Annotated in this window: 20 protein-coding genes; 13 read left to right on the top strand and 7 right to left on the bottom strand. The window is 50.3% G+C overall.

Features of this window, described 5'->3' with window-relative positions; translation table 11 throughout:
* Window positions 1–316 precede the first annotated feature (316 nt).
* The 7 genes from M8T91_RS03070 to katG all read left to right on the top strand — a co-directional run bounded on the left by M8T91_RS03070 (window position 317) and on the right by katG (window position 8,453).
* Window positions 317–889, top strand: a complete 573-nt coding sequence (locus M8T91_RS03070; RefSeq protein ID WP_301416713.1) for a GbsR/MarR family transcriptional regulator — start codon at window positions 317–319, stop codon at window positions 887–889.
* A 227-nt stretch (window positions 890–1,116) separates the two neighbouring features.
* Window positions 1,117–2,508 carry a cytochrome ubiquinol oxidase subunit I gene (locus tag M8T91_RS03065; RefSeq protein WP_301416710.1) on the top strand — a complete coding sequence of 464 codons (1,392 nt, stop codon included), beginning with the start codon at window positions 1,117–1,119 and terminating at the stop codon, window positions 2,506–2,508.
* A complete protein-coding gene (locus M8T91_RS03060) occupies window positions 2,505–3,524 on the top strand; it encodes a cytochrome d ubiquinol oxidase subunit II (protein WP_301416708.1) in 1,020 nt (339 codons plus the stop codon). Before M8T91_RS03065 ends, M8T91_RS03060 begins: the two co-directional genes overlap by 4 nt.
* 204 nt (window positions 3,525–3,728) lie before the next feature.
* Window positions 3,729–4,421 carry a TetR/AcrR family transcriptional regulator gene (locus M8T91_RS03055; protein WP_301416706.1) on the top strand — a complete coding sequence of 231 codons (693 nt, stop codon included), beginning with the start codon at window positions 3,729–3,731 and terminating at the stop codon, window positions 4,419–4,421.
* Between the two features lie 480 nt (window positions 4,422–4,901).
* Window positions 4,902–5,153 (top strand): HP1242/YdcH family protein, encoded by a 252-nt coding sequence (locus M8T91_RS03050; RefSeq protein WP_301416704.1) that lies wholly within the window; start codon window positions 4,902–4,904, stop codon window positions 5,151–5,153.
* Between the two features lie 84 nt (window positions 5,154–5,237).
* Window positions 5,238–5,840 (top strand): glutathione S-transferase N-terminal domain-containing protein, encoded by a 603-nt coding sequence (locus M8T91_RS03045; protein WP_301416702.1) that lies wholly within the window; start codon window positions 5,238–5,240, stop codon window positions 5,838–5,840.
* 339 nt (window positions 5,841–6,179) lie between these two features.
* Window positions 6,180–8,453 carry a catalase/peroxidase HPI gene (gene katG, locus M8T91_RS03040; protein ID WP_301416700.1) on the top strand — a complete coding sequence of 758 codons (2,274 nt, stop codon included), beginning with the start codon at window positions 6,180–6,182 and terminating at the stop codon, window positions 8,451–8,453.
* Between the two features lie 266 nt (window positions 8,454–8,719).
* Here the strand turns inward: katG and M8T91_RS03035 are convergent, their stop codons facing one another.
* From M8T91_RS03035 to M8T91_RS03010, 6 genes are all read right to left on the bottom strand, one after another.
* Entirely contained in the window at window positions 8,720–10,927 is a 2,208-nt protein-coding gene (locus tag M8T91_RS03035) for a S9 family peptidase (RefSeq protein ID WP_301416698.1), read from the bottom strand.
* Window positions 10,928–11,320: 393 nt separating this feature from the next.
* Window positions 11,321–12,220, bottom strand: a complete 900-nt coding sequence (gene fghA / locus M8T91_RS03030; RefSeq protein ID WP_301416696.1) for an S-formylglutathione hydrolase — start codon at window positions 12,218–12,220, stop codon at window positions 11,321–11,323.
* Between the two features lie 14 nt (window positions 12,221–12,234).
* On the bottom strand, window positions 12,235–13,368 hold the full coding sequence (locus M8T91_RS03025) for an S-(hydroxymethyl)glutathione dehydrogenase/class III alcohol dehydrogenase (protein WP_301416694.1): 1,134 nt from the start codon (window positions 13,366–13,368) through the stop codon (window positions 12,235–12,237).
* 253 nt (window positions 13,369–13,621) lie between these two features.
* Window positions 13,622–14,635, bottom strand: coding sequence for an AraC family transcriptional regulator (locus M8T91_RS03020; RefSeq protein WP_301416692.1), 1,014 nt, complete (start codon window positions 14,633–14,635; stop codon window positions 13,622–13,624).
* Window positions 14,636–15,103: 468 nt separating this feature from the next.
* Complete coding sequence (locus M8T91_RS03015) at window positions 15,104–15,523, bottom strand: CBS domain-containing protein (protein WP_301416689.1); 420 nt, start codon at window positions 15,521–15,523, stop codon at window positions 15,104–15,106.
* A gap of 73 nt (window positions 15,524–15,596) precedes the next feature.
* Window positions 15,597–16,025 (bottom strand): Hsp20/alpha crystallin family protein, encoded by a 429-nt coding sequence (locus tag M8T91_RS03010; protein ID WP_301416687.1) that lies wholly within the window; start codon window positions 16,023–16,025, stop codon window positions 15,597–15,599.
* A 279-nt stretch (window positions 16,026–16,304) separates the two neighbouring features.
* Between M8T91_RS03010 and M8T91_RS03005 the strand changes: the two genes are divergently transcribed.
* Entirely contained in the window at window positions 16,305–16,742 is a 438-nt protein-coding gene (locus tag M8T91_RS03005; RefSeq protein ID WP_301416685.1) for a host attachment protein, read from the top strand.
* 83 nt (window positions 16,743–16,825) lie between these two features.
* On the opposite strand, the gene yihG is transcribed toward M8T91_RS03005, so the two are convergent.
* The gene (gene yihG / locus M8T91_RS03000; RefSeq protein WP_301416683.1) at window positions 16,826–17,731 is read right to left on the bottom strand and encodes a 1-acylglycerol-3-phosphate O-acyltransferase, YihG family; all 906 of its coding nucleotides are present in this window, start codon (window positions 17,729–17,731) and stop codon (window positions 16,826–16,828) included.
* Between the two features lie 796 nt (window positions 17,732–18,527).
* Here yihG and M8T91_RS02995 point away from each other — a divergent pair.
* The 5 genes from M8T91_RS02995 to M8T91_RS02975 all read left to right on the top strand — a co-directional run bounded on the left by M8T91_RS02995 (window position 18,528) and on the right by M8T91_RS02975 (window position 25,241).
* The gene (locus M8T91_RS02995) at window positions 18,528–19,193 is read left to right on the top strand and encodes a hypothetical protein (RefSeq protein ID WP_301416681.1); all 666 of its coding nucleotides are present in this window, start codon (window positions 18,528–18,530) and stop codon (window positions 19,191–19,193) included.
* A gap of 153 nt (window positions 19,194–19,346) precedes the next feature.
* Window positions 19,347–19,970: a cytochrome b gene (locus M8T91_RS02990; protein WP_301416679.1), complete on the top strand. Its 624-nt coding sequence runs from the start codon at window positions 19,347–19,349 to the stop codon at window positions 19,968–19,970.
* Window positions 19,967–20,536 carry a YceI family protein gene (locus tag M8T91_RS02985; protein ID WP_301416677.1) on the top strand — a complete coding sequence of 190 codons (570 nt, stop codon included), beginning with the start codon at window positions 19,967–19,969 and terminating at the stop codon, window positions 20,534–20,536. The genes M8T91_RS02990 and M8T91_RS02985 overlap by 4 nt, the downstream gene beginning before the upstream one ends.
* A gap of 547 nt (window positions 20,537–21,083) precedes the next feature.
* Window positions 21,084–22,058: an FHA domain-containing protein gene (locus tag M8T91_RS02980; protein ID WP_301416675.1), complete on the top strand. Its 975-nt coding sequence runs from the start codon at window positions 21,084–21,086 to the stop codon at window positions 22,056–22,058.
* A 618-nt stretch (window positions 22,059–22,676) separates the two neighbouring features.
* Window positions 22,677–25,241, top strand: a complete 2,565-nt coding sequence (locus M8T91_RS02975; protein ID WP_301416673.1) for a serine/threonine-protein kinase — start codon at window positions 22,677–22,679, stop codon at window positions 25,239–25,241.
* Window positions 25,242–25,887: the final 646 nt, after the last annotated feature.

Below are 25,887 nucleotides of genomic sequence, written 5' to 3'. Positions count from 1 at the left end.
CAAGGCACGATTGTGTACCCGCTTCCCCGTCAGGTATTCCATCAACCTCTTGTATTGCTACCGTTGAGAGACCCGCGCGGCGATACAGAGCGAACTGGTTTTCAAGTAATCGCGCCGACTGCAGGTTGGTGGCACAGCCTCGCCCCATTGCCAAAAACCGGCAATCGGTTTTTGGCTGCCTGGTCATACAATTTTATGACTGATCCACCACGGCTTCTAAGTCCTGACCACCAATCCAAATGGCATACCGGCAATTTGCTATTGACGCAGATCAATTCATCTCTATAATTTTCAGAAATTTCTGAAAATTTAGAAAATGATACTTTCCAGTCAAACCCAGGCCTTTGTTCTGCATTTCGGTGAGATGGGCAGCCGCTGGGGATTTAATCGCACCGTCGGCCAACTGTTTGCTCTGCTTACCATCCACTCCAGCCCTCTCAACGCCGAGCAATTGGCCAAGGCCCTGAAAATCAGTCGCAGTAATGTCAGCATGGGCCTCAAAGAATTACAGGCCTGGCGCCTGGTGGAACTACATCACCAACCCGGGGACCGCAGAGACTACTTTACCACCGCCGGCTCCATCTGGGATCTGGCCCGCACAGTGTTTGCAGAGCGCCGCAAGCGAGAGTTGGACCCCACTTTGAGTTTGCTGCGCCAACTACTGCTCAGCGAGCCCCAGGACAAACAGGATACCCAGGCTCAGGAGAAAATTCAGGAGGTATACAGCCTGCTGGAATTACTGGAAGAATTTTCCAACACCTTGAGCAAACTAGAACACAAGGATCTGCTTAAATTGATGAAGCTGGGCTCCGGTATTAGCAAACTGCTGGAGTTCAGAAGCAAAATGAGCGGGGGTGTGCCAAGCGCCAAACCAAAGCACTCCCCCTGAATCCAAGGGTCTTTGCAACTTTACGCCTTAAAACAATGCAGGAAATCTTGAGTGGGTATTTTCTGGGCATGGCAAACGGAAATGCCGCCTATCCTGCACTGATATACCAGTCCGAGAACACCGTTCGGGGCACACAGCTTCCAGGGATTTTTGGACAACAACCCAGCCGCTCGGAAAGAGCCGCTTGGTGATCCTGTTAACACAATGTCCGACCAGCAGAGGCTTCCATGCTAGATACTTTGATCCTCTCCAGAATACAGTTCGCCGCCAATATCAGCTTCCATATCCTCTTTCCCACGATCACTATCGCACTCGCCTGGATCATTGTTTTTTTCAAGCTGCGCTACGATCAGACCAACAACCCCATTTGGATGCGCGCCTACCGTTTTTGGGTCAAGGTATTTGCCCTGACCTTCGCCCTTGGGGTAGTCAGCGGTATCACGATGTCTTTTCAGTTTGGTACCAACTGGCCGGGCTTTATGGCGCAAGTGGGGAATATCGCCGGGCCACTTTTGGGTTATGAGGTGCTCACAGCATTTTTTCTGGAAGCCACTTTCCTCGGTATTATGCTGTTTGGCATCAAGCGCGTTCCCAGTAAAGTACATACATTCTCCGCATTTGTTGTAGCATTTGGCACCACGCTCTCGGCCTTTTGGATCATTGCACTCAACTCCTGGATGCAGACCCCCGCTGGCTTTGAACTGCGCGGGGGTGTCGCTTACCCTGAGAGTTGGCTGGATATTATTTTTAACGCCTCCTTTCCCTATCGCCTTACTCATATGCTGTTGGCCTCCGGGTTGACCGCAGCTTTCTTTGTCGCAGGCATCTCCGCGTACCGTATCCTGAAGGGAGATCCCAAGCGTGCACCGCGCCTGACCCTGAAGACCGGTCTGATACTGGCAGCGGTATTTATTCCTGTGCAAATCTTTGTGGGGGATTTACACGGCCTGAATACGCTTGAATATCAGCCGCAAAAAGTGGCGGCCATGGAAGGTGCCTGGAAAACGGAAAGCGGGGCGCCCCTACTGCTCTTCGCCATTCCCGACGGCAAGGAAAAAACCAATCATTTCGAGATTGCCATTCCCAAGATGGCCAGCTTGATCCTCACCCGCAACCTGGATGGAGAAGTCAAAGGCATTGAAGAGTTTCCCGGTGATCACCCACCGGTAGCGCCGGTATTTTTCGCCTTTCGGGTTATGGTCGGCATGGGCCTCATTATGCTGGTCGTGTCCTGGGGGGGCTGTTACCTGCTGTTGCGACGCAAGGAATTACCCCATTGGGCACTGAAAACCCTGGTAGTAATGACCTTCTCCGGCTGGGTGTCCACCCTGGCCGGCTGGTACGTTACCGAAATCGGTCGCCAACCCTGGCTGGTTACAGGGGTACTGAAAACCGCCGACGCTGTTACCCAGATACCTGCCTCGCGTGTCGGTCTCTCCCTGGCCCTGTACCTCATTGTCTACGCCATTTTGCTATTCGCCTACATACACACATTAAAAGTAATGGCATTGAAATCCGTCAAAGTGGAAGAATTTGAAACCGAGGAACCCCAAGCCGGAGGAAGCCTGACCAACCTGCCCAACTCAACCCAAAAGCATTCCAAGGGAGAGCCTCAATGAGTGAGAGCGCCTCTGCAGCCACCTATTGGTTACCGGTTGTCTTCATCGGCCTGATGGGCCTGGCAGTTCTGGTCTACGCAGTGCTGGACGGTTACGATCTGGGCGTGGGCATTCTTCTGCCCCTGGGTGAACAGGAAGAGTCACAGCGGGATATCATGATCGCATCTATCGGACCTTTCTGGGATGCCAACGAAACCTGGCTGGTGCTGGCCATTGGCCTGCTGCTGATCGCCTTTCCCATGGCCTATAACCAGGTGCTCATGCACCTGTATATACCCGCTGCGATTATGCTCATAGGTCTGATAATGCGCGGAGTGGCTTTCGACTTTCGCACAAAAGCTGCGGTAAATCACAAGCTGGCCTGGGACAGGATCTTCAAGGCGGGATCTCTCACCACCAGCCTCGCCCAGGGCTATATGCTGGGCCTGTATGTAATGGGGTTCAGGTCGGGCTGGGAAACTCAGCTATTTTCCGCGGTCAGCGCCCTGGGCGTGACCGCGGCCTACAGCTACCTGGGGGGTACGTGGCTGATCCTGAAAGCCGAAGCAGATCTGCAGAAACGTGCGGCACGCTGGGCGCGTCGCGCCGGGCGCGCAATGCTGGTGGGAGTGATCGCTGTGTCCGCAATCAACCCCCTGGTCAATCCCAGTGTCTTCGACCGTTGGTTCACTTACCCACTGGTCATGTTTGTCCTTCTGATCCCAACCCTGTGTTTCCTGGCGTTTATTTTCAATGACTTTCTACTTGCACGAGTCCCCAAAACCAATGACAGGCACAGCGCAGTGCCATTCGCCACGGTGGTGATTATTTTCTTAATGTGCTTTATCGGGCTGGCATTCAGTTTCTATCCCGATATAGTGCCGGGGCAATTGAACATCTGGCAGGCGGCCAGTGCCAATGCCTCTCTCCAGTTTATTTTGGTGGGCGCGTTGATTGTGATACCGTTTATTCTTGGATATACCGCTTTTTCCTATTGGGTATTTCGCGGTAAATCAACAAAGCTGCGCTACCACTAACAGAAAAAAATCCATTTGCGAAACCTTTAGTTAATCAAATTATTTCTTTTAATACGGAACTATCCCACAAATCTAACAAAATTCTCTTGCTCTTCGAAATTGGTACGATGATAATGATCAGTTCCAGAAGACAATTTTTTACAAGGAAGTAAAGCGCATTTTTAGCACGTACTAGCCTGCGCTTGTCTAAGGGGGGAATGCAACTTGAATCAAATTGATCGACGCGCTATCAGCCGGCGCGATACTGCCAGTCCACGCAAGCCTCAACGTAAAAACGGTCGCGAGAAGTACGAAAAGCTCCTCGACGCACTGGAAACGCTGATTTCCGACCAGGACTCTACTGATATCAGTCTGGCCAACTTAAGCCAGGTAGCCGGAGTTCCCGCAGCCTCTGTCTATCATTTTTTTCCCAGTGTAGATGCCAGTCTCACCGCACTGGCCGAGCGCCACTACAAATCTTTTGGCGATTTGGTACTAGAATATTCAGATTTTCTGCCTACGGAAAGCTGGCAGGATATGCTCTACCAGCTTTGTGATCTGGTGCGCAACTACTACGAGGACAATATTTCTGCATTAAAGGTGCACTATGGCCCGCAGTCCAGTTGGGCACTACGCCAGTTGCAGATGGAAAATAACTGGCGCCTTGCCGATACTCTGATCAAGAATCTATCTCGCGAGTTCGAGTTGCCACCATCACAGGACTGGCGCGACCGCTTTATGTGCGCCATCAACATCAATGATGCCTTTTGTTCCCAGGCTTACTCGCGCTTTGGACGAATTACCAACGAAGCCGCAGCTGAAGGAAAGCGGGCGGCAGCAGCCTATCTGAAACTGTATCTGGGAGAACTGCTGCAGCGGCGTCAGTTGCGCTTTGCCCCTATGGAAGCATCGGCCTGAGACATTCGCAGGCACTTGCACAGCAAACCCCGGGTGGCGAACCCGCCACCCGGCAATAAAACCGACAATTTCTGTTATCGGGTTTATTTTTTCTCTTGCGCCAGCCCATTCTTTCAGACGCTTATTCTATTTGTGCTTTTTGCACAGTTTTCTAGCAGCACCCCATCTGCTGAATAGCTCTTTGGATCAAACCATTGCCTGCACCAGTAAACATCCTGTTTCCTATCTACAGTTTCCGCAAAGCATGTTCTCAACCCCACATCACAACTGACTGTCAGATCACTGCTGTACAATCCCTTGAGGAAAATCATTTTCCCACATTAATCCAGTATTTCAGCGCAGGCTGACAACCCAGTTGCGGAAGGCCTCTTTGGGTGTCATCTCTTTCCCGCACCCTGCAGAAACTGCCAGTTTGTGACTGCTCGGACCTAAACTAGAATAGAAAGCACAATTCTAACTGAGCCAGGTGGAGGTTCTATTATGTCCATAGCCTCACACGAACTGTTGCTGGATTTTCCCGAATATGCCGATATTATCAGGCGTTTGCTCAACGAAGACATGAATTTCAAATTGGAAAACGATCTTTACCAAAGGCTGGACAAACGAATTCGCGGGCTTCAGGAAAGCGGTATCGGCACTGACGACGATCACTATGCCAGCCTGAAAAAACAGCGAGCCTACCTGAAGCAGCATCTGTATAACCGCATTATTGGCACTATTACGCATCACTAGGCTGGTGCAAACTTTTTTCTGGACATCGCCAGCACCCCTCAGCATACTCAACAGGAGTGACAATCAGACCGGGTAGGTAGTGCCATGCAACTCTATTTGACCTATTCCTCCCCTTTTGCCCGCAATGTTCGTATCGTGGTCTATGAACACGGGCTACAATCCTGTGTCTCGGAGCACTTCTCCCACCCATTTCATAATGGCAAAGAGTTAACCTCCAGCAATCCTCTCGGCAAGGTGCCCTGCCTGAGCTTGGATAATGGAACTACCATTATGGATAGCGAAGTCATCTGCGCCTATCTGGACAAACAGTTGGGCGATGGCCGTTTAAGCAAAGCTCTGGACAATGACTGGAACCTGAAAACACTTTACAGTGCCGGCACCGGGCTTATGGAGACACTGGTATTGCGGCAGGTGGAAAAGGTACGGGAGCGAGAGGGGTTGGCCTCAGAATTTTGGTGGCAACGCTATAATAACGCAATTGTTCGCACATTAAATTTTTTCGAATCCAGAATTACCCAGCTCCCCGATACACTCAGCCTACTTCATATCAACCTTGGCTCTGCGCTGTCTTACCTGGACTTCCGGCACGAAGATTTTGAATGGCGTAATGAGCGGCCACAGTTAGCTGTTTTTTCCAAGAATCTGGAAGCACTTGAAAGCTTCAGCGCCAATACCCTGCACGAATAGCCCCAACCTTCGCACTTTGGCCGGATATTCCCATCCTGTCAGGAAGTTGTTCACTAAACTGTCATATCCACCTCCGCTAACCCGAGCACTTTAGTGGCGCCACTATGGCCTGACACTTTGCGGATGATTTTCCTTTGGAATATTCACAATTTATCGGATGTATTGAATCATCCTGGCCGACCCTGCGCCGACAGCCGCAACCCACTGCTGAAATGAAAGAGCTGACAAGTTTCCACTGGTAAAAAATACCCAATGTATGATTTATTTCTACAACAACAGAAAAACCTTATATAGTAAAGAGCTGAGGTCTGCATTTCTTATTAGAGGGAGATGATTCCGATGTTAATAAAAAAAAATTCTTTTTATGTCGCTTTTTTACTCAATCTATTCATACTGGCGCCAGTAAGCTTCGCTGCCAATGAGGAGGAAGTTGTGACTGCTCCCGTAACCCGTGAAGGCCCCGTTGAGGGGCAACCAAAGTCAAACCTGTTTTGGTGGCCAGATCAACTTGATCTCAGACCCCTTCGCCAACACTCTCCCAAGTCCAATCCCATGGGCGAAGACTTTGATTATGCCGAGGCATTCAAAACCCTCGACCTCAAGGCGGTAAAGAGTGATATTGAGGTACTGTTAAAGACCTCCCAGGATTGGTGGCCGGCAGATTTTGGCCACTACGGCCCATTCATGATCCGCATGGCCTGGCATAGCGCTGGAACCTACCGGATCGGCGACGGTCGCGGTGGCGCCCGCGGTGGGCAACAGCGATTCGAGCCCCTCAACAGCTGGCCGGATAACGCCAGTCTGGATAAAGCAAGGCGACTCCTTTGGCCAATCAAGCAGAAATACGGTCGCAAGTTGTCCTGGGGTGACTTGATGATTCTCACTGGCAATGTCTCCCTGGAATCCATGGGCTTCAAGACTTTCGGTTTTGCCGGCGGTCGGGAGGATGACTGGGAGCCGGACCTGGTCTACTGGGGACCTGAAACCACCTGGCTGGCTGACGAGCGTTACACGGGAGATCGCAATCTGGAAAAACCCCTTGGCGCGGTACAGATGGGCCTGATTTATGTAAACCCCGAGGGGCCCAATGGCAAACCAGATCCAATCGCTGCCGCCAAGGATATTCGCGATACCTTCGGTCGTATGGCCATGAACGATGAAGAAACAGTGGCACTGATTGCCGGTGGTCATACTTTCGGCAAAACCCACGGTGCGGTCAAGGCGGATTGCCTGGGTCCCGAACCCGCAGCCGCACCCATAGAACAACAGGGGCTCGGTTGGAAAAACAAGTGTGGTAAAGGCAATGCAGAGGACACCATGACCTCTGGACTGGAGGGTGCATGGTCGGCCGCGCCCATTAACTGGAGCCAGCAATATCTGAACAATTTGTTTAACTTCAACTGGGTAAAAACAAAAAGTCCCGCCGGAGCCGTTCAGTGGGTACCCGACGATCCCAGTGCAGCCAACCTGGTGCCGGATGCCTTCGATAAAAACAAGCGCCATGCGCCCATTATGTTTACAACCGACCTGTCACTGAAGTTTGACCCGGTTTACAAGGAAATTGCCCAACGCTTTCGGGACAACCCGGAAGAATTTCAGCGTGCTTTCGCCAGGGCCTGGTTTAAACTCACACATCGCGATATGGGCCCCCGAGCACGTTATCTCGGTATTGAAGTCCCGGACGAGGATCTCATCTGGCAGGACCCGGTACCAAAAGTGGATCATCCCCTGATCAATGACGAGGATATCTCCCAGCTCAAATCCAAAATTCTCGATTCAGAATTGAGCATACCGGAACTGGTGAGAACTGCCTGGGGATCAGCTTCCACCTTTCGCGGCTCGGACCTGCGCGGTGGCGCAAATGGAGCGCGTATACGATTGGCACCCCAAAAGGACTGGCCCGTCAATGATCCCGATGAGTTGGCCAAGGTGCTGGCAAAACTGGAAGAGATCCAGCAGGATTTTAATAATGCGCAATCCGGTGGTAAAAAGGTATCCCTCGCAGATATCATCGTCCTTGGTGGATCGGCAGCTGTGGAAAAAGCAGCCGAGGCAGGCGGGCATAAGATTGAAGTGCCCTTTACACCGGGTCGGACAGATGCCTCGCAACAACAAACAGATGTCAAGTCTATAGCAATGCTCGAACCAGTTGCCGATGGCTTTCGAAACTATTTCGGTTCAGGTAACGGCAGATCCCCAACCGAGTGGCTGGTGGACCGCGCAAGCCTTCTTACCCTCAGCGTGCCCGAAATGACGGTTCTTATCGGCGGCATGCGCGCCCTCAACGCCAATACCAAACAAACGCCGTATGGCGTCTTCACTGATCGTCCTGGGACTTTGTCCAACGATTTTTTTGTCAATTTGCTGGATATGTCTACCGAGTGGTCAAAGTCAGAGAAATCGAAAGGGATTTATGAGGGACAGGACCGCAAGACCGGTGAACCCAGATGGAGTGCAACTTCCGTGGACCTGATTTTTGGTTCTAACTCTGAACTGAGAGCTGTCGCCGAAGTGTATGCATCCAATGATGCCCAGGAAAAATTCGTAAAGGATTTTGTCAGTGCCTGGACCAAAGTAATGAATCTGGATCGTTTCGATCAAGACAATACTTGACCAGAAGGAAAAGCAATAACGCAATCAGGTTAAATTCTTGGCCGACGGAAAAGGTGTTGGCGGCAAAAAAACTCACTGTTAGCAAACCGGGCAATCGTGCCCGGTTGTTTATTGAATGAGACCATTCCAGCACCGAAAAAGATTGCCTGGGCAAAACTGCTTGGGAGGAGCGGCTACCAAATACAGGCACATACTTTTACTGCCATTTAAGGGTCCAGTATCTCGAAGCCCTGGAGACATCTCTCAAACTGCCGGATAAACAGCCCTCAACGACCATTGCCAAGGTGGCGATCAAAGAAATCCTTGATCAAGGTATATTGGTGAATTCGGGTTTTTTTGCCGCGCAAACCGTGCTTCTTGCCCGGATAGGTCATCAACTCAAACTGCAGGCCCTTATCCTGCAACTGCTTGATCAACTGCGTGGTGTTGGTGAACAGCACATTGTCGTCCGCCATACCATGGTAGACCAACAAATTTCCCTGCAAACCTTCCGTATAGGGGAAAACGGAAGAGGCACGGTAGGCATCTCCATCAGAATTCGGATTGCCCATATAGCGCTCGGTGTAATGGGTATCGTAGAGCGACCAGTCTGTAACCGGTGCACCGGAAACACCTGCTTTAAAATATTCGCCTGCTTTAAACAGGCTCATCAAAGCCATATATCCACCATAACTGTGGCCATAAATGCCAATATTGTCTTTGTCCACAAAAGGCAGTGAACGCAGGAATTTCACACCGGTTATCTGGTCTTGCACCTCGGGACCGCCCATATTCTTGAATATGGGGTTTTCAAACGCAGTACCCCGATTCGCAGAGCCGCGGTTATCCAGGGAGAATACAATATAGCCCTGCTGAGCCATATACTGATTAAACTCCCTATCCCAATTCTTGGTCACCACCTGCGCATGGGGACCGCCATACACATAAACCATAACCGGGTAACGTTTATCCGCGTCAAAATCCGCAGGCTTGTAAAGGCGGTAGTGCAGTTGATGCCCTTGGGGTGCCTGGATAGTACCGAACTCGGGGAAAATCCAGTCGCTCATATAAGGATGCAAAGGATGTCCTTTGACAACCGCATTTTCCTCCAACCAGGTAACCCGCTCACCACCGCTTCGGTGCAGGCTGACCTGGGGTGGAGTATCTATGTTGGAGAATGTATCGATATAACCCGAGGCATCCTCGGCAAACTTAATTCTGTGCATGCCGGGTCGTTTGGATAAACGCTGAATTTCTTCCTCGCCCTGTAAGGGTACTGCATACAGATGTCGCTCTAACACAGTATCCTTGCGCCCTGTGAAATAAACCAGTCCAGCTTTTTCATCTACCGCTTCCAACTCATCGACCACCCAATCCCCGGAGGTTAACTGCTTAAGCAGCTTGCCTGTCAGCGTATAAAGGTAGAGATGACTGTACCCATCCCTCTCGGAGGACCAGATAAATTGATCACTACCTTTCAGGAAATACAAGTCATCGTTGAGATTAACCCAAGTATCACTGGATTCTGTCAGGAGGACACGGGAGGTACCATTTTTCAGATCGAAGAGGCGCAATTCCAGCTTTTGCTGGTCGCGGGACTGCCATTGGAAACTCAGCAAGTCCTCCCGCGCCCATTTCACCCGGGGGATATAGATATCCGGTGTCTCACCAAGATTTATCCAGCGGGTTTTGCCGGACTCTACCTCTATCACCCCGAGGCGGATTTTTACATTGGCGCGGCCAGCAGCCGGATAGCGCTGGCGAATGATATCAATGCGATCCGCATAGATTTCGCTGCGGGTTACTTCATCCACTGGCGACTCATCCACTTGCAGAAAAGCGATATAGCGATCATCCGGGGACCACCAATAGCCGGTCATACGGCCCATTTCCTCCTGGGCAACGAATTCCGCCATGCCATTTTTGATCGGCCCTTCGCCATCGGTTGTCAGGGGGCGTTCCGCTCCGCTTGCCAGATCAACAACGAAAATATCCTGTTCGCGAATAAAAGAGACCTGCCGCCCCAAAGGGGAAACACGCACATCGGTCTCGAACGCTTCCGTTTCAGTCAGCCGCTGTGCGGATCCGGTCTTCAGTTCGTAGTAGAATATATCTCCGGCAAGGGGAAACAGCAGGGACTCACCATCCTCAGACCAGCTGTAGCCCATGATGCCACTTCCATAGAGTCGTTGCCGTTCCCGCCGAGCCTTTTCCTCATCGGACAGGGTTTCAGCGCCACTGTGCAGATTGTCGGAATTCACCAGTATACGGGATTGACGGTCGGCAATATTGTACTCCCACAAATCGTAGCGGTTGTAGTCATCTTCACGGCCTTTCAGAAAGGTCACGCGACGGCCATCGGGTGAATACTCCAGCGCACGGGGAACAGACCCTTTCAAGGCGGGGTCGGAGAACAATCGCTCAATAGTAAGCGGCTTTGCAGAACCAACTCCCGAAAAAATAATACCTATCAGTGCAAGCAACATTCGTTTCATAGGGCAACTCTTTATTAGAAGGACTTACCAACCACCCACGAAGTGATTGGCACACAGCCTCTAGGAGAGCGGGACTCATCAATACCTCTACAATCGGGTAGACTGTACCCAGGAAAAGGCTATAGTCAGTTGGCGCGAGCCCTCGCGATACAAACTGCACCGCGCGACGGCATCCCTACTTCAAGGGCACAAAACCAGTGGGCTGTAAAAACCCGATTAAACTGGTGAATAAACAATACTATAGATCTCTCAGCAAGGCATCAGTTTCTATAAAGAACTCTCCTGCAAAAAGAGGTGCGTAGTGCCTCAGGGTGACTGACAAACACTCCTGCTACTATCACAAGGTTTTATAGGTTTTGGTTCTGCTTAAGCAGCCTTGGCAGTGCTTTGATCTCACCACGGCTTCAGCAGATCCGGGGTAAAATGAACAAGTGTACTTTCAAGGCGATTTCTCAACAAAAAATCCGCATGAAAGCGCAAATGTGCCTCTATAAAAGAGGCAATGAAATAATAACTGTGGTCATAACCCGTATGGCGCTCCAGCCGAATCGGATAACCACAGGCATCAGCGGCCATCTGCAGGGCTTCAGGCCGCAACTGCTGTTTGAGAAATTCGTCCTCTTCCCCCTGGGAAATAAACAGGGGCCGGTGAAGGGTCGCACGGCCTACCAGCACTGTCGCGTCGTACTCCTCCCAGCGGGTGGTATCGGCTCCCAGGTAAGCACTCAGTGCTTTTTCACCCCAGGGGCAAGCCATGGGGTTGCAGATCGGACTGAAAGCCGAGATAGAAGTGTAACGCTCGGGATTCCTCAACCCGATCATCAGAGCACCATGCCCCCCCATGGAGTGCCCACTGATTGCGCGGCGCTGATTTATCGGAAAATTGGCCTCGATCAATAGCGGCAATTCCTCGACGATATAATCATACATTTGGAAATGTTGCTTCCAGGGCGTCTGTGTGGCATTGACATAAAAGCCCGCCCCTTGACCCAGATCATCAGCCGGATCATCAGCGACGTCCATTCCCCGAGGACTCGTATCCGGCATCACCAGAACAATGCCCAGTTCGGCGGCCATGCGCTGGGCACCAGCTTTCTGGCTGAAGTTCTCGTCCGTACAGGTGAGGCCGGAGAGCCAGTAGAGAACCGGATATCGGTGCCCAGGTTCCCGGTCGGCAGTCTGAGGCAGGAAAATGGAGAATTGCATCGGGCAACTCAGGACCTTAGACCAGTGACGATATTGCTGCTGCAGGCCGTCAAAAGATTTGGTACCACTGACAAGTTCGAGAGACATATTCCTATTTCCACTCAGGCTTGGTCGTAATGAATAACACTGCGAATGCTCGTGCCTTCGCGCATTAAATCGAAAGCGTCATTGATTTTTTCCAACGTCATGGTATGGGTAATAAAATCATTCAAATGAAATTCCCCCGCCAGGTAACGCTCTACATATTGCGGCAGTTCTGAACGGCCCTTTACGCCACCAAAAGCTGTGCCACGCCAAACCCGACCGGTTACCAGTTGGAATGGGCGCGTGCAGATTTCCTGTTCGGCACCGGCAACCCCGATAATGACAGATTCTCCCCAGCCTTTGTGGCAACATTCCAGAGCAGCGCGCATCACCTGCACATTGCCGATACATTCAAAAGAGTAATCCACACCGCCATCAGTCAGATCAACAATCACCTCCTGAATGGGTTGTTCATAATTATTAGGATTCACACATATCGTTGCACCCAGTTTTTTTGCTAGTAAAAATTTATCCTCATTCACATCAATGCCAATAATCCCCTCAGCGCCAGCCATTTTAGCGCCGATCACCGCAGACAGACCTATGCCTCCCAGACCGAAAACCGCCACGGTAGAGCCCGATTCAACTTTTGCGGTATTCATCACCGCACCAATACCGGTGGTAACGCCACAGCCAAGCAGGCACACTTCTCTAAGTGGTGCCTCGGGGTTAATTTTGGCCAGGGAAATTTCTGGCAAAACTGTGTACTCGGAGAAGGTAGAAGTCCCCATATAATGATAAATAGGTTGGCTATTGATAGAAAAGCGGCTAGTGCCATCCGGCATCAGTCCCTTACCCTGTGTGGTACGAATTTTTTGACACAAATTGGTTTTCCCAGACATACAGAACTTGCACTCACCACACTCAGGCGTATACAGGGGAATAACATGATCTCCTACCTGCAAACTGGTAACACCCTCGCCTACCGATTCGACAATACCCGCCCCTTCGTGGCCGAGAATTGCAGGGAATACACCTTCCGGATCTTCCCCGGACAATGTGAAGGCATCGGTGTGACAAACCCCGGAAGCCATCAACTTGACGCGCACCTCGCCCTTTTGTGGAGGCATCACCTCGATTTCCTCAATGGAAAGGGGACTACCCGCTTTCCAGGCCACAGCAGCTTTGCAGCGAATATTGTCCGTTCCCATGCATCTTTCCTACTGATACCAGTCAAATGAAACTGGCATGCAGCATAACTCGTCACCGTGAGCGAGGCAAAAGGGCGGCGGAAGGGGCCTGTGCTGCTGCCCGGAAAACACACATCATTCCCCACTGGTATTAGAGTGACAGAGATTGCCGTCACACCGACCTTAGCCAACCGATCTGTCTGGAATGGTACAAGGACTGATCTAACAAGCCCAACATGCAGACCGAACCCGACAATCCGCTGTTGCACCCCAATCAGTGCATTTCATGTTGATATTTACGCCACTGCAAAGGGGAACTGCCGTGAATACTCCGAAAAGCTTTTGAAAAAGCGCTGACATCCGTATAACCCAGACTTGCAGAGAGCAAACCGATATCAATGCTGGAGGCGCGCAAATGCCAGCGCGCTGTCTCCATACGCGCCTGCTGTAAGAGCTGCCTGAAAGAGGTTCCCGAGTCATTCAAGCGTCGCTGCAAAGTGCGCACCGGCATGTCCATCAATTGGGAAATCTGCGCCAAGCTGTGCTGCTTGGCACCCAGCGTTTGTAAAATCAGGGTGCGTACCTGCGCGGCGATATCCCCCTGGTATTGCTTGATCAGCCCATGGGTAAATTTCTCGAAGTAATTGATCAGGCTGGGGGCGGGGGCGCTGAGTGGGCGACGCAACAAAGTGGCATCAAAAATTAGACAATCCCGCTCCTGAGCAAACAGCACCTCAGCATCGAAATACTCCCGATAACGCTGCATAGAGGAAATCGGCGTATGGCGAAACAACACCTGCAGAGGACGGATGTCTGTACCCGCCAGCTCCCGAAACAATCTGCAGGCAGCACCCATCGCCAACTCACTATATTGGTCTGTGTCACTGAGCCCGGAATAGTGGCTGATCCGCTGCGCCTGCAAGCGCTCCCCCTGCTCCGAGAGTCGCCAGTGGTCCGCCTGATTGTGCAAAACCATATAGCGATGACACGCGCTCAGAGCCGTATCCAGATTCCCCCCATTGAGCAGTAGTTTCCCCAGGATCCCCAGCATTCTCAGCCCCTGCAACTCGGCGAGACGCAGGCCAAAGTCATCACACTGCAACTCCTGCTTGCACACATTCAGCAGGTCTACCAGTGTAGAGATGGAAATCAATATCTCGGGGCGGCGCACACAGTTTGGGGGGAGAGAAGCACGTGCCAGAAGCTTGGCCGGGACACCGCCCAATTGTGGCACAAGTGTATCGAAACCCGCCAAAGTACCTATGCGGATTTCATAAGTGGGTTTCATTGATCCATCTCCGGAATTTAGCCTCCACTCCATCTGGCACCAGATTTTGGGTGCTTTGCGGCCCACGCACTTGGGTGCGTCTAAGAGCGTGCGCAATGACAAAGTGCATGAGGGACAATAACAAAGCGATATGATAACAGGCCAAATCCACTCGGGTAACAGAGCGGCCGTGCCACACCCGATACAGCCGGGCTTTCTGACTACGCTTTACAACCCGGCCCAAGGTTACTCACCTGGCAATCAATACTGCCAGCCGGCAATTGATAGCCAAGAAAAAAAGAGGAAGCCACCCTGCTTTTGGGTCAACGCGGCGTATCAATAGGGATTGTGAAGGAAAAGAAGACGCCCACAGCATCTAAAAGGTGGGGATTACTCTGCCGCGGGGAAAGAGCCCCAATATCGATCCTGTCCGGAAAGATAAATTTTGGGGCCTATGGGATATTGAAGAAAGGGACCCAAGAACTCCCTTCAGTGATGCGCCGACACCGCCGAAGCAAAATGACCACCTTGCTTGGCAGCAATTGCAGCTGTGATGTCACCTAGGCTCAAAATGCCAACCATGCGCTTCTCGCTATTGAGCACTGGCATTCGTCGCAGTAGTTGCTGCTCCATCTTGTGCACAGCAGAGAGCAGGTCATCCTCCTCCCAGCACCACTCGATACCCTCAGTCATGACATCGCGTGCACTCAGTGCTGAGCAAGTTTCCCCTTGCACCACACCACGGCATACAATGTCACGGTCGGTTACCATACCAATCAGCCTGTCATTTTCACCGATAGGTACAGCGCCAATATCTTCATCGCGCAGGATTGTCGCCACCTCCTCCAGTGGCGTATCCGGACTACACCAGGTGACTCCCTGATGCATTGCCTGTTTCACTTTCATCATCGACCTCCGCCTACCCCGAGGAATCGGGTTTCCAGGTGACGGGCTGCTCCCGCCACCTTTGTGGTGTATTGAATCAATGTACTTCGATACGCTTTCTCTGCGGAGGCTGCCCTTCGTGTTTCGGGACTTTCAGGGTCAGAATACCATCCTTAAAGTTCGCATCTATCTCATTCTCGCGCACTTCCTCACCCAGGTTAAAGCTGCGCAGGAATTTACCGTAACGGCGCTCCTGGCGTAGTATCTGCCCGTCCTGCTTTTCCTTCACTTCCCGATGCACTTCCGCTTCCAGAGTCAAAACCCCATTTTCCAGGGTCACACTGATATCGTCCTTGCCAACTCCGGGCAGCTCGGCACTGATTTCATACATATTTTTCCGTTCACTCACATCAATACGGGGCGAAAAAAACCCCTCCCGCTCACTGCCAATGGCGCGTGCAGGAAAGAGCATTTGCTCAAACATATTGTCCAGATCCAGCAGGGACCCTCTCGGTATCAGGCTCATAATTACAACCTCTTTACTTCCACCATACAGCAAGAGACACGGGCGTGACGTGTGAGTCCAAGCCTGTGTCTCTCGCATCTTTAGTTCATTCTAGAAAATCCAACAGCACTCGGGAGAGAGGAACGCCCGCTGTAACCATCACAAACAGCATTAAAAATTGCTTTTTAATTACTTTTTATTTCTCATCGAACAGTACACTGGTCGGCTGGCCAATACTCTTTCGCTGTTGGCGTAGTATTTAACTAGCATAAAGGTGTAGAAACAGTGGGGGGAATCGTTATGGCACTAGCATGGATCCTGGTGGCCAACCAGTCCCAAGCCAGAATTTTCGAGGCCCAGAAGCGCGCAGGGCAACTCCGGGAAATCGAAGATCTTTTTCATCCGGAATCCCGATTACCAGGGCGCGAGCAGGAGAGTGATGCCCCGGGGCGCAGTTTTGACAGCCACGGTCAAGGCCGCCACGCGTTGGGCAACTTCTCTGAAATACACCGCCGCAGCGGAGATAAATTCGCTAAACAGATTGCCAAAAAACTAGAGCGGGGCAGGCAGGAAGGCCGCTATGAAAAATTGTACATTGTAGCAGAGCCCTACATGGTTGGCAGTTTACGCAATGCTCTCAAAATACCAACCCGTGCGACTGTCGCCGGCGAGACAGGCAAAAATCTAGTGGATTTTCAGCCAGAAAAGATACGCGCGCAGCTGCCCATCTGGTTATAGCTCGAAGAGACTGCGTGTTTTTGGGATGGAGTGGTCACCGGAAAGAACAGCAGGTTTCATCAGCTTTATTCATTTCAAAAAGTCTATGCTCTGGCAGTATTTGCAAGCAACCTTTCAACCAGAGAATCCTTTTGCGTCCACAGTTCATTCACCCAACGGTTAAATTCAGCGCGAAACACCTGGTCATTGGCATAATCTGAAATGACAAACTTCTGCGGAATTTGAATATGCTCCACACGGACAATCACCCGCTTCATCTTACCGGCAAGAAAATCCACAAATGAAGGAATCCCATCGGGATACACAATGGTGATATTCAGTAATTGACTGAGTTGTTTACCCATACTTTGCATGGCAAAGGCAATACCGCCAGACTTGGGTTTTAGCAGATATTTGAATGGCGAACCCTGCCTATCATGTTTTTCACGGGTAAAACGCGTTCCTTCCAAAAAGTTCATAATGCTGGTTGGAATAAGCTTGAAGTGCTCACAGGCTTTCCGGGTGACTTCCAGGTCCTTACCACGCATTTCCGGATGCTTCTCCAGAAACGTCTTGCTGTAGCGTTTCATAAAGGGAAAATCCAGTGCCCACCAGCATATTCCCATCACTGGGACCTTAATCAGTTCCTGCTTGATAAAGAATTTTAGAAAAGGGATTTTGCGGTTGAAAACTGATTGCAGCACAAAGATGTCAGCCCAGCTCTGATGATTGGAGGTGACCAGATACCAACCGTTTTTATCAAGATTTTCCGCTCCCTGTACATCCCAGTGCATTTTCTGGGTTAGTTTCATCCATCCTTTGTTCAGAGTAATCCATACACCCGCAATTCCCATAAATATGGAGGAAAAGAACTTGCGCAAACCAGAAAAGGGGAGGAGCAATCGAAGCACCACAAAAAATAAAATTGGCAAGAAACAGATAATAGTCACAACTGCCAACAGGCTCGAGGCCAAAACCAAAATCACTGAGGAGTGGAAAAAATTTAACATTTTGCACTTCTATGTTGTCTTAACAGAGCATAAAGTTTTTTTCTATAGCAGAGGCAAGTGGCCAGCCTTTAGTAGGTGATTACTCAGCCTCTGATAACCGTGCAATACCCGCCGGTGCAGGACTCGCTTACCCGGTTCCGGCTCTTGCTGGTCATAATGAGACATCCGGTCTCTACCCCGTCGCTTTGTCCATTTTAAAATTCAGCCGGAGTTGCTCCCACAGTGATACACACATGCCAAGAATGGCCGCTATCGCAATGTGGAACTTTACTCACTTTTCTGCCGTCCACGAGCAAACACCATGGCACGGTCGTAATTCTGCTATCCGGCCCAACAATGGCGACTTGATGTTTTTTGACCATTTAGTCTGATTTACTCCGACCTCTCGAAGAAGACTTCAGAGAGGTGGAACAGATAAAATACCGGCTGTAAACAAGTCGAAAAGGGAGTTTGGGCCCCATATCCCGAGAAAGTAAAAAGCGTCATTGTACCTTTTCTGCCAATCCCATAAAGCTCTTTTTCACTTCAGACACCATTGAACTTATGTGCCATCCCGATACCAAAGGTTTCCAGGCAAACGGTTTTTTTTGGCTGCTAAACTGTTCAGTGACAACAAGTGCGGACACGCTATCCGTTTTAGTTCGGCAGATGTGCCTGAGCTGGAGGTTACGGCATAATTTGCACTACCCAACCCTATACGGAAAATCATGGCATTGGCACCACAAACCCGGGCTCGGTGGTTAAAGCCTGCCGGGTCCAGCTTTCGGAGATTGCGATACCACGCCAGGAGTCGCGCATGGGAACTACTACAGGCAAACATTTCCATCGCAAACAGTGGCTGAGTGTCCAGCAGGCCATCAGTCACTTGAGCGCCCTGGCGGAAGAACCACTCACCAGCGCCCATCTCGCAGATCTTGCCGAGGAGCAACTCCTCGACCTCTACTGGTACCGCCCCGGGCAGAAATTGACCTTTCAGGACCGTTTTGGAATCCAGGAGCTGGTAGAGCCCCTGCGGCTCTGCACTGATAATCGCAGCGACTGGCATGCCATTGTTGGGATTCTGCGCCATAACCCGGCTCTGCCCGCCTACGAGCAGGATACCCCCCTGCTGGAGGACGCCGAGGGCAATCGACTGCGCATTACCTTTGACTATAACCAGCGCCCTGAGCCCTATAGCAGCCGCTGGTATCCGAGCCTGGCGGAGCTGGTATTGAAGCGCAGTGATCTTGAGCAGCTTGAGCCTCGCCTGTTCTCCCCCCAGGAAACAGACAGCAGTTTGGAACGCCAGTTATTACTCGATGTGATCTGGCAGTTGGAGCAGTTGGCCCTGAATGGGAAGCACCACTCTGTCAGTTGGCTGGCAGAACAGCTTGCCAATGATTCCCCATCACTGGATCGCAATGACTGTGAACAAGTACTTCTCGCTGCTGAACGCCAACATGCTCAACCCCGCGCTCATTAATCAAAATTTCACCGATAAGTAAGTGATTACTTACTATTGATCCTGTTCTTTCTCGCTCCCACAGTCGCAGGCCTGCATTGGTCACAGACCATAAAGGCGATACCCTAGCTTCGATCTCAAAACACAGAAACCAAAGCCTTCTGGAGGTAGAACGTGCGCTTCAGGAATCACCAGACTCACTACGGCTGTATCGCCATCACATTACACTGGCTGATGGCACCAGGCATTATCGGTCTTTTTGCGCTCGGATGGTGGATGCGCCAATTATCCTACTACGATCCCTGGTATCAGAAGGCACCAGACATCCATAAAAGTATTGGCATACTGATGCTGTTCCTGCTCGTATTTCGATTGCTATGGCGCACTTTTAATCCTTCCCCACAAACTCTGCCCACTACCCCACCGTGGCAAACCCTGGCTGCCAGGCTCACCCATGGCTTTATCTATTTGATATTATTGATCATCATGTTATCGGGATACCTGATCTCTACCGCAGATGGGCGAGCAATTGAAGTGTTTGGCTGGTTCAGCCTACCGTCCACTATCCAGGGCATCCCAAACCAGGAGGATATTGCCGGCCGCGTGCATGAAATACTCGCCTGGAGCCTGATGGCTCTGATCGCAGTACATGCCCTGGCCGCTTTGAAGCACCACTTTATCAACCGGGATACAACCCTGCTTAAAATGCTGGGCACCCCGACAAATCACTCTTCAAGCAGTAATCGTGTTCAAAAGCAAACGACACTCACAAGTACAACAAAGGAAACTACACTATGAAAAAGCCCATCGCACTTGTCTTAGCAATGCTGTTGTTGGGTGCCACGGCACAGGCTGCGGAGTACCAAATTGATACCAAAGGCGCTCACGCTTTTGTTCAATTTCGCATCAAACACCTGGGTTACAGTTGGCTCTATGGCCGCTTTGACGACTTTAACGGTTCTTTCTTCTACGATGACAAAAAGCCCGAGGCGTCATCGGTCAATGTCAATATCGATGTGACCAGCCTGAACAGCAACCACGCCGAACGGGACAAACACCTTCGCGGAGCAGATTTCCTCAATACGGCCAAATTCCCAACCGCCACTTTCAAAAGCACCAGTTTTGAACCCCTGGAAAATGGCAAGGCACGCCTGAATGGCGAATTGACCCTGCATGGTATCACCAAGCCAATAACCATTCAGGTAACCAACATTGGCGGGGGCAAGGACCCATGGGGAGGCTACCGCCAGGGCTTTAGCGGGACCACAGAGTTTGAGCTGAAAGACTTCGGTATTGATTACAACCTGGGTCCTGCATCGCAGACAGTGGAGATGATTCTGGATATCGAGGGAATCAGAATCTAGGCTCAGAGGTTCCACTCCGACCTATAAAGGGCCTTTGGCCATACCTGGCTGGGCCCTTAATTTGAGTTCCCGCAAAACCTATCCGGCAAGGCGCATACTGCCGCCGCGGTCATGGCTTGATACCCAGAAATCTAATTAGCTCCTGTCGAAGTAGCCAAGTGTGGATATTCTAAGCAGAAACCCAAACTTAGCTCCACACAACCCCGGGGCTAGCGGGCATCAATGAATAACCAAAGATTCTGAGCAAGTTTGCCAGTTTTTCAAGGAAAGCGCCGGGAAATGTCGCAGAAGGCCAACTCGAATGCGGGATAGTAATCGCAAACATTGCAATCACCCTTCAGATAGGTATAAATGACAAAATAACACTGAGCAACTTACACACCTTGTAAGCGAATGCTCACTCATAACAATTTTGAGCAAGTGCTCAGCGCGACAATGGCCCCAATAATCCCAGGATTTGTCTTACCCTATGTGATTAAGCCCGCGCCTGGCTTTGAAGTAATAACAGTCTTACCCGCAAGGAGGCTCCGGTAACAGGACACAAGAAATGGCTTACCTGCAACATCCAGAAAGAGATCAACCGGTTTATCTTGTAGCGCACCATACAATCGGTCGCCGCCAGGGCGCCGTGGATACCCGTATAACCACCGCCGAGATTTCCGGTATCCACGCAGCCATCCAGTGGACCGGTACCCATTGGAATATTCGCGACCTCAGTCGCAATGGAACCTGGCTCAACGATCAACAATTGGTTCCCGCCAAGAATTACTCCCTGCAACACGGTGATAAAATCTGTTTTGGCCGGGCAAACAATCCCATCTGGGTTGTCGAGAACCTCGACGCACCTGAGAATCTACTGATTGATCTCCGAACCGGGGAAGCCCAATTGCTGGAACATTACCATTTGTTGCCGAATGAAAGCGAACCTCTGGCAAGCCTGCATTTCAATCCCATTGCCGGGCAGTGGCAATATGAGTTCACCGGCAACTCAGTCGAGGGCGGCAACAGATCCCTGGTTGGCCACGGTGACCGCATTGACTGCGGTTTGTGCAGTTGGCAGCTGTTTCTGGCCGACAACCAGGGGGCCACCAAAGAATTGGCTTTGCAGCAGCTGAGCATTACCGATTTTCACCTGCGCTTCTCGGTCAGCGCCCATGAAGAACATGTACAACTGCAGTTACAACAGGAAGAGTTGACACAGCCTCTTCCGGCACGCATTCACAACTACCTGCTACTCTATCTGGCGCGAGCGCGCTTTAAGGATATGCAAGACGGTATGGACCAGGATTCCCAGGGCTGGGTTTCCATTCAGGTTGCTACGCACGAATTGGGCATCACGGTCAACCACCTGAACACGCAGATTTTCCGGGCCCGCAAACAGATTTCCGAGTCGCTGCCGGATGCGGTAGACATCTCAAACCTTGTAGAGCGTCGATCATGGGAAATTCGTTTAGGCTGCCACCAGTTTGAGATCCACAAAAGTACCCAACTGGAGGCCAGGACTGACTCTGAGGAGGAGTAAACCAGGTCACGAACCCGAGTACCACAAGGAAAGTGGTACTCAATCGATTAATGGCCAATTCCAATTGTATAAATTACAGAAAAGTCAACAAAAGGTCTTAGGCAGAAAGGAAAACCGGTTGTGAACCTGATGAAGCCTTACCAACAAGGGGAGAAGATTACGGCTTGAATGAGAAATGCAAAATCTCACAACAGCGACTGTTTACCTTCACCGGAGGATTCAAGCTGAGGAAAAGCTTCCCAACCCAAAAGATCACGGCTTACTTGGCTCGGTTTTGATTACAGCTGGTCAAATTTTATACTGATGTCTGTGCTGCTGAAAAGAAGTAGTCAGCGTATCGCAAACTATATGCTCGCTTTCATTTGACTAGTCCAGCCCATGAATTGTAGCCAACTTCAATCACTTTTTATCAGTAGCAGCTGTGAAAGCATTGTCACCCACATCAATTTTCATGATTTGCGTACCAACTCACCTATGTTATGTTCTCCCCATAGAATTACCAACTACCCAAAAGCAATAAGATAACGTGAACCATGCCACTTTGATTAAAGAGATATGTCTTCACGAACCCGTGTCATCGGGTAAAATCCCCCGTCTACCCAGAAAGATCAAAGTACAATGGACGTAGCCGCGCTGGAGAAAACAGAGGTATATCAAGGCCGCTACAGTGTAGAGGGCACCCTGGGCGCCGGTGGGATGGGTGTCATCTACCTGGCGAAAGATATCAAGCTTGGGCGCAAGGTAGCCATTAAACAACTACGCTCAGACCTGAAGGGCGACTCCGCAGAGGCCCGTTTTCGTCGCGAAGCACAGCTTCTCGCAAGGCTCAACCACCCCAATATTGTGCGACTGTACGATGTACTGGAGGATGGCACCCGTACTGCCCTGGTGATGGAACTGGTGGAGGGCGTTACACTCAGGGAGTGGATGCGCGAGCACAGAGCCTCTCTCGGGGAGAAACTGGATCTGCTGATGCAAATCTGCAAGGGTCTGGACAAGGCCCACTCCCTGGGTATTATTCACCGAGACCTCAAACCAGAAAATATCCTTGTCACCCATGATGGTATCGCCAAAATAACCGACTTTGGCATTGCCAAGGCCCTGGATTGCGACCAGCAACTGACCCGCGAAGATCATATTGCAGGCAGCGTGCAGGCCATGTCCCCGGAGCAGTTGAAAGGGGCTCCCATGGATGCCCGCAGCGACCTATTCAGCCTGGGCACCATTGCCTATGAATTGCTCTGCGGCAAAAAGCCGTTTGAGCGCGGAGAGCTGTGTGCGCTGGCTTTTGCCCAGCAGATCACCAGTAAACCACATATTTCCCCCCAGCAAGCCTGGTCCGAAATTCCAAAGCCACTGGCCGCCCTGCTCGACCGTCTGCTGGCCAAACGCCCCGAGCAGCGCCCGGATTCCGCTCAGCAGGTCTATGAGGCACTGGAGCTAGTAGGTAGGCACGGTATCACTGGCAATACCCAGCAATACTCGGAAACCGTTACCCAGCTGCTAACCAAGCCCCGTAAAAAGCGCAGGCATATTGCTGCGCTTATCACCATAATAAGCAGCTTCCTGGGTGCGGGAGTATTTGGGGCTTGGCAAATTTTTATGCAGTTACCGCCCCAATACATTGCAATTTTACCCGTACAACTAAACGGTGAGATATCAATACGAGGAGAAAAAAACCCAAAGCCTCTATTTACAGCAATGGTACGCCAAGCCCTCACAAATGCAACCGCGCAGTTAAAATCCAGCGCGCTTGTAAGCCATACGCCAAATACAAATACCACCATTGAAGAACAGCTTCAGAAACTAAATAGTAGAGGAATTACTGACGCACTTCTAGCTCGATTAAATTGTATAGAACTTCGTTGCAATATCGAGCTACAAAGAATAAAGGTTAACAATCATCAAATTCTAAAACAGACAAGCTTTACTGTTCTCACAGACTCAGGTCAAGCTCAAAAAGCTCAGCATACCATTACCAATAATACGACAGCGCTCTTTCCAGAGGATTATCGCAAAAAGCCAACCACCGAAATAAAAATGGACTCGGTAGACTACAACCAGTATTTAGAATTATTATCCAGATTAAGCCAAAATGATAAACTTCAAGAGAGTGATTTGGATCTTTTAGAAGAATTAATTGCAAAATACCCAAGAAACACCAACACCTACAGAACCTATGCAGAGGTCGCAGCTGGTATTTATAATGCCACTAACAACTCAAAGGTTCTCACATCGACTCTAGGTATACTCTCTAGTGCAGAGGGCTCGGGCATTGATAAATTCGTGCTACTGGAAGCCAAACTAAGAATCAAGTCTCTTGGAGCGGACCGAAAAGGCTTTGAATCCATATTGAGCAAACTACAGTCCAGTGGCTACCCTTCCGCACTTATACTGGCCGACTTTGCTCGCTTTCAATTTGTACAGGGTAATTACTCGGAAGGGCTTGCCTATGCAAAACAGGCTACAAGCCTACACCCTACACCCCACAACACTTATCTGGTGGCCATCAACCAGATGGCAACTGCAGACTATGACTTCGCCAGAAGCACTTTACAAAAGCTAAATAAACAATGGCCTGAATACTGGCCAGCCCTCTCGGCTCTGGGAGCCATTGAGCTAGAACTCGGAAACATAACATTTGCCGAACAAGCCATTACCACAATCCCTAAAAGCGTTCGCACCTGGCGTACCAAAAGTAACCTGGGAACAGTCTTTTTTTTACAGGGCAAATATTCGCAAGCACTCAGTGTTTACCAGGAGGTTTTGCAGAACTCTCCAAATAATATAGCAATAATCTTTCATATGGCGGAAGTCTATTTGATGCAAGGAAATAAAGCCAAGGCCAACGAATACTTTAATCAAGTCATTCTGCTCACCAATGAAAACTCTCCTCTCATTAACTGGCAGCATCGAGCGTTAGCTCTAGCTTACCTTGGAAACACTGCAAGCTCGGTAGCACTAGCCATGAAGTTACTTAGGGAGGCTCCAGAAAATACCTATACAAAATATACTGCCGTACAGGTGTATGCCCTCGCCGGAGAATGGCAGTCAGCAAATTACTATCTGGAGCAGCTATTATCCCAGGGCATGAGCCCGGAATGGTTTAACCTGCCTGCTTTTCAACTTATCTGCGCACAACCGCAAACCTCTCAAGCTGTTCTCAATACAGTGTGTCGCTAATTTCCAGTACCCGCGAGTTACTATTTCTCACCAATTTCGTTGTATCCCAACATTCTACACGCTATTTTATTTCTGCCTTTCGCCCCTAGCCGATTAAAAAATGATCACAAAACCATTCTAACACTAGCAGATAGTACAAGATTGAAAATGCACTAGACCTTAAGGGAAATTTCTGGTATTTATAAATTGTTGTCCTGGTCGCTTTGTATTGTATAGTTATAGATTCAACAAACCCTATAAAAAGGAGATACAACATGTATACTGAAACTGATATTCAAGCTGGGCCTCAAGCTCACATTGAGGAGCCACTTTAGCCTGAATTTTAACTAATTCAGATTTTAAACGGCGGAAAGTCTTATCATTACAAATGTTCAAAAAAAATCGATTAAAAGTTCCGCCGTGTCCAAATAGCTACCAGTCTTAATTCAGCTTGTCATTTCTTCCACGTCGCAAGATGTCATTAGTGGCGACTTGACACCCAACTCAAACCTGCCGATCCTGCACCATCGTTCGGCTTGGCTTGCTCTGAGGCCAATGTCGCCCATGATCCGCGAGATCCTACCCAGGTTGGGCACAGTGCCAAACCACTGGTGTGCCAGAGAGTGCGCACCGATCTTCGACACAGTCAATCGCTCGATTTATAGGG

It is taken from the genome of Microbulbifer sp. MI-G, assembly GCF_030440425.1.
GTDB lineage: Bacteria > Pseudomonadota > Gammaproteobacteria > Pseudomonadales > Cellvibrionaceae > Microbulbifer > Microbulbifer spongiae.
This window is presented reverse-complemented; position numbering and strand designations above follow the sequence as displayed.